Annotated in this window: 9 protein-coding genes; 3 read left to right on the top strand and 6 right to left on the bottom strand. The window is 65.8% G+C overall.

The features are described from left to right. Positions 1 to 31: 31 nt before the first annotated feature. The 6 genes from V7Q53_RS22355 to V7Q53_RS22380 form a co-directional block, all read right to left on the bottom strand. Positions 32 to 259 (bottom strand): SDR family NAD(P)-dependent oxidoreductase, encoded by a 228-nt coding sequence (locus V7Q53_RS22355; RefSeq protein WP_333831134.1) that lies wholly within the window; start codon positions 257 to 259, stop codon positions 32 to 34. A 48-nt stretch (positions 260 to 307) separates the two neighbouring features. Further along, positions 308 to 1,009, bottom strand: coding sequence for an SDR family NAD(P)-dependent oxidoreductase (locus V7Q53_RS22360; RefSeq protein WP_333831136.1), 702 nt, complete (start codon positions 1,007 to 1,009; stop codon positions 308 to 310). After that, entirely contained in the window at positions 1,006 to 3,219 is a 2,214-nt protein-coding gene (locus V7Q53_RS22365) for an alpha-ketoacid dehydrogenase subunit alpha/beta (protein ID WP_333831138.1), read from the bottom strand. Before V7Q53_RS22365 ends, V7Q53_RS22360 begins: the two co-directional genes overlap by 4 nt. A 145-nt stretch (positions 3,220 to 3,364) precedes the next feature. Beyond that, a complete protein-coding gene (locus V7Q53_RS22370; RefSeq protein ID WP_333831140.1) occupies positions 3,365 to 4,717 on the bottom strand; it encodes a TRAP transporter large permease in 1,353 nt (450 codons plus the stop codon). Beyond that, a complete protein-coding gene (locus V7Q53_RS22375; protein ID WP_333831141.1) occupies positions 4,714 to 5,334 on the bottom strand; it encodes a TRAP transporter small permease subunit in 621 nt (206 codons plus the stop codon). The genes V7Q53_RS22370 and V7Q53_RS22375 overlap by 4 nt, the downstream gene beginning before the upstream one ends. A 32-nt stretch (positions 5,335 to 5,366) precedes the next feature. Beyond that, positions 5,367 to 6,416, bottom strand: a complete 1,050-nt coding sequence (locus V7Q53_RS22380; protein ID WP_333831142.1) for a TRAP transporter substrate-binding protein — start codon at positions 6,414 to 6,416, stop codon at positions 5,367 to 5,369. Positions 6,417 to 6,977: 561 nt separating this feature from the next. Here V7Q53_RS22380 and V7Q53_RS22385 point away from each other — a divergent pair. From V7Q53_RS22385 to V7Q53_RS22395, 3 genes are all read left to right on the top strand, one after another. Next, positions 6,978 to 7,688 carry a GntR family transcriptional regulator gene (locus V7Q53_RS22385; protein WP_333831143.1) on the top strand — a complete coding sequence of 237 codons (711 nt, stop codon included), beginning with the start codon at positions 6,978 to 6,980 and terminating at the stop codon, positions 7,686 to 7,688. A 69-nt stretch (positions 7,689 to 7,757) separates the two neighbouring features. After that, entirely contained in the window at positions 7,758 to 8,762 is a 1,005-nt protein-coding gene (locus V7Q53_RS22390) for a biotin/lipoyl-containing protein (protein WP_333831144.1), read from the top strand. A 22-nt stretch (positions 8,763 to 8,784) separates the two neighbouring features. Beyond that, entirely contained in the window at positions 8,785 to 9,666 is an 882-nt protein-coding gene (locus V7Q53_RS22395) for a 2-oxo acid dehydrogenase subunit E2 (protein WP_333831145.1), read from the top strand. The last annotated feature ends 252 nt before the right edge of the window (positions 9,667 to 9,918 follow it).

The following is a 9,918-nucleotide window of genomic DNA, read 5'->3' on the forward strand; positions in this document are numbered from 1 at the left end:
AGCCCAGCCACAAGCCATCCCGTTCAGTGCGTCACGGCCATATGCGATTCCCCTGGTCGGCGAGCGCCACGATCTGCGCCTCTTTCAGAACATCCAGTTCGCGGATTTCAATATCGGGCAGTTGGTCTTTCAATTCCACCAGCGAGGAATGATTCAGATCCGCCACAATTACCTTCCATCCGGCCCCGGTCAGTTTAACGACGGCGGCCTTGCCTATTCCGTTCGCGCCTCCTGTTATTACGGCGACGGGTTGGCTCATGTGCGTTCTCCTTTAATTTATCCGGCATGTCGCGGGGAAAGCCGGATATCAACTGACATGGAAACCCCCGTTCACATCGAGCACCGCGCCGCTGATGTAACTTGCCCGTGCCGAGGCAAGGAACAGCAGCGGCCAGGCGATCTCGTCAGGTTCGGCGCAGCGGCCCAGCGGGATGCGCGCGGTATCGATCCGCTCCGGCTCCAGCATGGGTGTCAGCACCGGGCCGGGCGCGATGGCGTTGACCCGCACGCCCTGCGGCGCGGCCTTTTGCGCCAGCCAGCGCACCAGCGCATGAACCCCGCCCTTCGAGGCCAGGTAATGCGGGCTTGAAACCAGCCCGCCCATCCGCCCGGCCACCGACCCGCTCAGCACCAGCGTCCCCTTGCGCGGCGCCAGAAGCGGCAGCGCGGCGCGCGCCAGATTGATCGAACCGCGCAGGTTTACATCCATCACCCGGTCGAAGGCCGCGTCCCAGTCATTCGCCTGCCAGTCGTCAAGCGGGCAGATCGCGGCGGTGACCACCACCGCGTCCACATCGTCAAGCCCGGCGAAAGCCGCCTCGACCTCGGCCCGCGACGCAATGTCGAGCCGGTGGCGGGCGATGACGCCCGCGCCATCGGCCATGTCGCCGCGGTCCATCAGCGTCAGCCGCGCCCCCTCGGACGCGGCCAGCACGGCGCAGCGCTGGCCGATGCCCGAGGCGGCACCGACGATCACCAGATGGCGACCGGCAAGGGCCAGCCCGCTCATTCCGCCGCCCTCACACCCGGGCGCTGCCGCGATTGGTGCAGGGTATCGAGCAGCACCGGGCGCAGATGTTCCGCCCCGGCCAGCGCCGCGCGCTCAAGCACCTTCGAGACGGGCGGCGGCGCCCAGCTTCCGGTTACACGGCGCACCGGCTGGTCGAGATCGTAGAAAAACCGCCGCTGGATCTCGTCGGCGATGAAGGGGCCGATGGAGGTGCCCCGGGTGCTCTGCTCGGCGATCACCACGTTATTGGTGCGCGCAAGGGATTGGCCGATCAGATCGTAGTCGATATCGCGCTGCGACAGGGTGCGCAGGTCGATCACATCGGCCGAGATGCCAAGCTCGTCCACCATGTCCTCGACAATGCGCACCATCGCGAGGGTGCACAGGATGGTCATCTGCGTGCCGTGGCGCACCATGCGCGCCTTGCCGAACGGGATCAGGTAATCCAGATCCTTGGGCACCATCGCGGTGGTGCGATGCAGGCTTTGATGTTCCAGCACCAGGACCGGGTCATCGCACAAGAGCGCCGCGTTCATCAGCCCCACGTAATCGAAAGCGTTGGAAGGGGCGATGATCCGCCAGCCGGGATACTGCATGAACACCCCGGCAGGGTCCATCGAGTGTTGCGAGCCGTAGCCCTCGGCGCCCGGTATCCGCGTGCGCAGCACCACCGGCACCGGGTGTTCGCCGCCGAAAAGATGGCGCATCTTGCCGATCTGGTTGAGAAGCTGGTCGGCGGCCACAAGGAAGAAATCGGAATACATCAGCTCGATGATCGGTCGCATTCCCCGGCTCGCCAGCCCGGCGGCGAGGCCACAAAAACCGTTCTCGCAGATCGGCGTGTTGATCACCCGTTCGGGGAAGGCGTCGATGATCCCGCGCGTCGCGCCCACGGTGCCGCCGCGCATGTTCGCCACATCCTCGCCGATGATCAGGTAGTTCGGGTCCTGCTTCATCCGCGCCAGAACCACCTGCGGCATGACGTCGATGAACTTCATCTCCACCATGTCCTGCGGGGCGAAATCCTCGGGCTCGGCGGTGCGCAGGCCCTTCAGCTCGGAAAGATCGCCGGTGATCCCCTCATCGATGCTGGCCGGGTCGGGCCAGAGGGCGGGGCGGATGCGCCGCGCGCTGCCGGTGCCTTCGACGCAGCCGTCCACCGCCCGGTCGATCAGCCCCGAGACGAGGGTGTCGATCCCCTCGACATCGCCCTGGCTGAGGATATCGCGGCTGCGGCAATCGGCGATGAAACGGTCCAGCGGGTCGCGGGCACGCCAACGCTCCTCTTCCTTCTTCGTGCGGTAGCCAAAGGCGCTGCCGGGGATCGGGGTGCTTTGGTGGTAGTAGCGATAGACATCGGCCTGCACCAGCACCGGGCCGCGCACCGCGCGCCCGCTTTCGTCGCACAGCATCCCGAAGGCGCGTTCGGTGGCGCGGCGCACGGCCATCGCGTCCATCCCGTCAACACGCAACGAGGGGATGCCATGGCCGAGCGCGCGGGCCAGCAGATTCTGCTCGCGGGTGGATTGCTCGACCGTCATCGAGACGGCATAGCCGTTATTTTCAAGGAAAAAGACGATCGGCAGGTTATAAAGCGCGGCGAGGTTCATGGATTCATGCGTGGCGCCCTGATGGGTGGCGCCATCGCCGAAGAAGGTCACCACCGGGCGGCCTGTGTCGCGGATCTTCTCGGCCCATGCCGCGCCACAGGCGATGGGGGTGCCACCGGCGACGATGGCATTGGTGCCCAGCACGCCCAGGCTGTCGCGCCGAAGGTGCATCGACCCGCCGCGCCCGCCGCCCCAGCCGGTGCGCAGCCCGAGGATCTCGGCCAGCATGGCGTTGACCTCGGTTTCCATCTGTTCGGGAACGGCGGTGTCGTGGTTGGGGCGGAAATTGTCGGACCAGGTGGCGCGGACCAGTTTTGCCACCACCTGATGATGGGCCCGGTGGGTGCCCGTCATCAGGACGTCGGCTGGCAGCCCCGCCATGCAGCCCACCGCCCCGCCGTCCTGACCGATGCTTGAATGGGCCGGGCCGTGCACCAGCCCCTGCTTGTCGAGCGCAAGAATCGCCTCTTCGAAGCGGCGCACGGCATAGAGCGAGAAAAGCATCTGCTCGGCCTGGGCGGTGGTGACGCCTTTCCAGTCCTCCTCGGTCGATACCAGGTCGAGGATCGGTGTGTCGATGGGGATGGCTGTCTCTTTCATCCTCGGATCTCCCAGGTGGGGCGGATCTGTCCGCGTGTCGGTTCCTGCCGCCGGGCGGGGCGGCACTTGCCCTCAGGGCGTGCGTTGTCGTGGCGCTGTGACCGCTCCGAAGGGTCCGGCCCGCACGCCGGGCCGGAACGGTCGGTCAGTTGGCGAAGGCCAGTCGGGGTAACCAGATGGCCAGTGCCGGGAAGAGCATCAACAGCCCCACGGCGGCGAGTTGCAACACCACGAAGGGCGCGGCGCCGCGATAGATCATCGCCATCGTCACACCTTTCGGCGACACCCCCTTCAGGTAGAACAGCGCATAGCCGAATGGTGGTGTAAGGAAGGATGTCTGAAGCACCACCGCCACCAGAATCGCGAACCACAACATGATCTCGGTCGTCGAAAGGCCGAGGCCGAAATCGAGCGCGATGACGATGGGCGCGAAGAGCGGCAGCACCACATAGCTGATCTCGATCCATTCGAGCACGAAGCCGAGTACGAAGATGATCGCCAGCAGCATGATCAGGGTGCCCCAGGCCTCGAAGGGCATGGCATCCACCATCGAGGCGATCATATGCGGCCCGCCCAGCCGGGCGAAAACCACGCCAAAACAGGTGGCGCCGATGATCACGAACATGATCATCCCGGTGATCTTGCCGGTCTCGAAAATGGTGCCGCCCAGCACTTTCCAGCTGAGCTGACGGGTCGTGGCGGCCAGAATCGTGGCGCCGATGGCCCCGAGCGAGGCGGCCTCGGTCGGCGTGGCGAGGCCAGCTATGATGGAGCCCAGCACGACCATCACCAGCGCGATTGGCGCGACCATATCGCGCATCATGCGTATGAACATCTGTAGCCGGGTGAGCTTTTCGGTCACGGCCATCGCGGGCATCAGATCGCCGCGGAAGATCGCCACCGTGATCAGGAAAATCATATAGAGGCCGACCAGCAACACGCCGGGCAGCACCGCGGCGACGAAGAGATCGCCCACCGGGATCGACAGGATATCCCCCATCAGCACCAGCATGATCGAGGGCGGCAACAGAATGCCCAGCGTGCCCGAGGCGGCGATGGTGCCGGTGGCGATCTCCTTGTTGTAGCCATTTTGCAGCATCACCGGCAGGCCGAGAATGCCCAGCGTGACCACCGACGCGCCGATCACCCCGGTTCCGGCGGCCAGGATCAACCCCAGCAAGGCCACTGCCAGCGCCAGCCCGCCGCGCATGCCGCCCATCATATATTGCAAGGATATCAGCAGGTTGCGCGCAAGGCCGGAGCGCTCCAGCATCAGCCCCATATAGACGAACATCGGCACGGCGACGAGCAGCCAGTTGGCGATCACCCCGCCATAAACGCGTGAGACCATCGTGCCGAGAAAGAGGTTGGGCAGGTCGGTGAGCAACACGAAAAGAACACCCGTGCCACCCAGGACGAAAGCCACGGGATAGCCCGAGAAGATCCCCAGCAAGAGGACGAGAACCATGCCGAGGGGCAGACCATATTGCGCGATCACGGGCGTTTTTCCTCTGAAGGGGTCTCGTCTTCGTCGATTTCGAGCGCCGAGCGCTTGAGGAAGCCGAAGAGCGTGGCCAGATCATTGATGAGTTGAAGGACCGCGACGGCGAGCAGTACGCCCAGGCCGATCGGGATCGCCGATTTTATGACCCAGCGGTCGCGCAGGCCGCCATAGTCGGAACGCTCGCCGGTGAAGAAGGCGCGTTCAACGTAGAAATATGAGAAATAGATCAGCGCGAGGCAGAACGGGATCAGCAGGCACAGATGCCCCAGGATGTTGACGATCATCCGGGTGCGCTGCGAGAAGCGCCCGTAGAGGATATCGACCCTGACATGGCGGTCATGCACGGCGGCGAAGGCGCCGCCGAACATGACCATGATGGCGAACGCATGCCATTGCAGTTCCGTCAGGCCCGCCAGCGTCAGCCGGCTGCCCAGCACGGGCAGATCATAGCCCCAGTTCCAGATCATCCCCATCCGCAGTTGCGACGCGACGACGGCGGCGAGGGTAAAGATCATGATGAACAGGACCGCCCAGTTGGCGACCCGGCCGGGCCAGGCGAGGGCCAAAGCCGTCGCCTTTATGGCCCGGCCCAAACGACCGGTGTCACTCATGGTGTCGTGTCTCCGACTGGAAGGTCCATCCGTTATTCGGCGGCTGTGCGCGGCAGGTGCTGAAGGTTGAACCAGACCTGCTCGACTTCCATGTGATCGCGCAGCGATTCATAGACTTCGCGGAACAGCTCGTCGGTGGCAGCGGTCTCCTCGATCACCTCACGGCTGGCTTCCTGCAGCGCTTCGAGCAATTCGTCGGGCAGGCGGCGCACTTCCACCCCTTGTTCCTCGAAGTAGCGCAGCACTTCAACCTGATCGGCGGCCACGGTGATCAGCGAGTTCATCACCGTTTCGCGGCAGGCGGCCCAGAACAGCTCCTGGTCATGCTCGGAATAGCCGTCCCACACATCGCGGTTGATGATGAACGAGTTCCAGCTCGCCGGTTGGTGCCAGCCCGGGAAGTAGTAGTAGCTGGCGATCTGGTAGACACCGATGCTGCGGTCCACCACGGGCAGCGAGAATTCGAGCCCGTCGATCCGGCCACGCTCAAGCGAAACATACAGCTCACCCCCCGCGATCAGCGAGGTGGAGGCGCCCAGACGGTCCATCACCCGCCCGCCAAGGCCGGAGATGCGGAACCGCAAGCCTTGCAGATCCGCCGTGTTGTTCAGCTCGACGTTGAACCAGCCGGCCGGTTCGGCGGCGGTCAGGTGGCAGGGCAGCGCCACCACGTTATGCGGCTCATAGGCGCGCTGAAGCAGTTCAAGCCCCTCGCCGCTCCACATCCACGACATGAAGGTCAGCGGATCGGGGCCGAAAGGCATCGCGCCGATCAGGCCCACGGCGGGGATGCGGTCGGCCCAGTAGCCCACCCAGTCCCAGCCTGCGCGCACCGCGCCCGAGCTTACCGCGTCGAACACCTCGAACGGCGGTACCAGTTCCCCGGCGCCATAGATCTCGAAATTGATACGCCCCTCGGAAAGCTCGCTCAGGCGGCTGACAAAGAACTCGCCGCCTTCACCCAGATAGGGCTGGTTCTTGGCGAAGGTGCTGGCCACCTCGATGGATTGTGCGTTGGCGGCGCCGAGCACACCGACGGATACCAAAGCGGCACAACTTGCCGCGCTCAGAAAACGCTTCATGGTCATCCTCCCATTGAATGGAGTGCGGCGATTCGCCGCCGCATCCCCGTACCGAGTGTCAGCACCGGGCACCGCCCGGACCTCCTCGGGCAGATGAAAGTGTGACCTCAGTTTTGACGCTAGCATTCCATTTCGCCGCGAGTCAACAAGCACGCGCATGGGCTGGCGGCACTATTCTCCAAAGGGCCAGACCGGTCGCCTGACGCCGCAATGCGGCAATGGACATGCGGCGAAACGGCGGGCGGCGGGGGCCATTCAAGGGGTGGCAGGCAAGGGCGCATTTTCCGGTTGTCGACTACAATGGTAAAATAACAGTTAAATAACATGCCATTATGACAACAATATTCACGCCGCGACGGTCACTGATCCTTCAGGCCGCGCCGCAAACCCCGCCGCCCGGTCACTACAAACCACCGGGTTTTCTCCACCGGCGCGGCCCCGCGTTTCCCGTCCCATCCATTGAACCCACTGGACAACCCGGATGGGCTGAGGCAAGACTTGTGGCATGGTTCCGTGATCACACATAGACCGAAAGTCAGCCCGTTGCGCGCCGCGAACAGTTTGCAAAACCTTCTCGCCCCCCTGATCCTCGATGAGGAATCGACGGTGCAGAGCCTTGTCTACGAGGCATTGAGCGAGCTTTTGGTGAGCGGGCAGTTGCAACCGGGCGAGGAGGTCAGCCTTCGCCATGCCGCCGCCGCTCTGGGCGTCAGCGTCACGCCCGTGCGCGAGGCCCTGCGCCAGTTGGAGCGCGAGGGGGCGTTGGTGCCAGCGGGCAAGAACCGCGCCTTTCAGGTGCCGTCCCTACCGGCCGCCTATGTCAGCGAGATCTGCGTCATACGCATCCAGCTGGAGGGGATGGCAGCCGAAAACGCGGCGAATCTGGTCACCCATGCCCAGCTGAGGGTCATCGAGAATGCGATGAAACTGACCGAGAACGCCATCGCCGGGCATGATCTGGGAGACTTCCTCAAGCATAACTGGCGCTTCCATTCGCTGATCTATCAGGCCGCCGGGATGCCGGTGCTGATGCGCCTGATCGAGGGGCTGTGGTTGCGGATCGGCCCCGGCGTGCGGTTCGCGCTCGATCAGCATCTGCTTTCGGGCCAGTCCGTGCGCTGCCACCGCGCCGCTTACGAGGCGCTCAAGGCGCGCGACGGCGCGGGGGCGCGCGCGGCGATCAGCGAGGATATCCGCAGCGCTGCCGAGAATCTGCTGGCGCTGCGGGCGAGCGAACCAAAGGCATGGCCCGGCAACGCGTTCAGGGCCTGAAAACCGACGATCGAAGAAACGGCGCGCTTCCGGGGGAGGGGGCCGACCGGGAAAAGGGAAGGAGGCCCGATGCGACACGAAGTCCTGATGCCCACCCTGGGGCCCTCGCAGGAATCCGGCATGATCACGTCCTGGCTGAAAAAGCCCGGCGATCAGGTCACGGCCAGCGATACGCTGCTTGAGATCGAAACCGACAAGGCCACGCTTGAGTGCGAGGCCGGGCATGACGGCACCCTTGTCGAACTGCTGGTCGAGGCCGGGGCCGAGGCGCGCGTGGGCAGCGTCATCGCCCTGATCGCCAGCGACGGGGCGGCGGCGGGTGCCACCGAACCCCCGCGCGCCAGCCCGGCGGAGGAACCCCAAGCACCGGCCGCCAAGACTCCCGCCGCCCCGCAACCCCAGACCGCGCCCGCCCCGCAGGCCGACCGGATCGCCGCCTCGCCGCTGGCCCGCCGGATCGCCGCCGAACGCGGCATCGCGCTGGCGGATCTGGTCCGCGCCGGGGTCGAACCGCCGCTTCATGCCCGCGACCTCGACGCGTTCGACACGGCATCCCCCGCACCCGCTTCCACCAAGGTGATGCCCGCCGCCGCCGCCATCACCTTGCAGGCGATCGTGCGCACGGATGCGCTTGACGATTTCCGCGACTGGTTCGCCACCGAGACCGGCGCGCCGCTGCCCCTGCCCACGCAATGGGCGGCGATGGCCAGCGGCAGCCTGCGCGCGGCCCGGGGGGATGATGCCCCGCTTACGGTGCGCGTGGAAATACCCGGCAGCGGTGCCGCGCCGCTGGCTTTCACCGATGCCGATCTGGCCCGGCTGACCCGCATCGCCTCCACCGACCAGCCGCCCCGCGATCTGCTGATCCGCGATCTTTCGGCCACCCGCCTCAGCGCCGCAACCTTTCCCGGCGATGCCGGCCTGCCGGTTCTGACGCTTACCGCCGGTGCCGAGAGCGGGCAGATCACCGCCACGCTGGTGCTGGCCGAGGGGGCGTTGGGCGTGGACGGCGCGATTATCTTCCTTGACGATCTTGCCCGGCGGCTTGAACAGCCGCTCCGGCATCTGCTGTAAGCGCCGCGCGGAGGACAGCGAAATGACCACAGTCGCCAGCCCTTCAACCCGCAAATACGCGCTGGAGCGCGGTATCGACCCCGAGGCGCTCGCCCGCCGGACGGGGCGCAGCTTTCTGACCCGCGAGGATATCGACGCGGCCCTTTCCCCCGGCCCGGCCCAGACCGCCGCCCCGCCCTCGCCCTGGGAAACCGACCATGCCCTTTACGGCCCGGTCGAGTTCGAACCGCGTTCGCGTTTCAGCCGGATCGCGGCGGCCAACCTTGCGGTTTCGGCCAGCACCATTCCCGCCGTGACCCACCACGATGCCGCGGATATGGGCGCCATCGATGCCCTGCGCCATGAACTGCGCCCGGAGGCCGACGCGCGGGGCGTGAAACTGACCGTCCTGGCCTTTCACATCCTGGCGCTGACCCGCACGCTTGATGCCTTTCCGCGCTTCAACGCCTCGTTGTCAGCCGATGGCGGCGGCCTTTGGCTCAAGCGGCATGTCGCCATCGGGGTCGCGGTGGACACGCCCCACGGACTGGTCGTGCCGGTGCTTCGCGGGCTGCAACGCCGCAAGATCTGGTCAATCGCCACCGGGATCGCCGACCTTGCAGCGCGGGCACGGGCACGAAAGCTGCGCCCCGAGGAAATGGGCGGCGCCTCGATGTCGGTTTCAAGCCTTGGCGGGATCGGCGGTCGCGGCTTCACGCCGATCATCAACCCGCCGGAACTGGCGATCTTGGGCCTCAGCCGGGCCCGGGTCGAACCCGTGTGGGACGGCGAGGCGTTCCAGCCGCGCGCCATGTGCCCGCTTGACCTGACCTATGATCACCGGGTGATCGACGGCGCGCAGGCCGCCGCCTTCCTGCGCCACTACGCCGACCTGCTGGAGGCCCCCGCCCGCCTGATGCTGTGAGCGCCATTATTCCCCCGGCGCGGGGCGGCGAACCCGGACCCCGACATGAGGCCGGACGGGTTGCATCATCGACGGCCAGAGGCACGAAACCCCGGCCACCCCCCGCGACCGGACAAAAGAATTGCGCTGTCAGATATGCTGCCCTAACATGGCAGCTATGCGACATCGGCATGAAGACCGCTGCGCTCCAACCGGGAACGGGAGTGGACAAAACATGGGGGTCATGCGGCGCGTTTTCTGTTTGCGACGGTC

Origin of the sequence: Pararhodobacter sp. (assembly GCF_036802785.1) — a bacterium.
GTDB lineage: Bacteria > Pseudomonadota > Alphaproteobacteria > Rhodobacterales > Rhodobacteraceae > Pararhodobacter.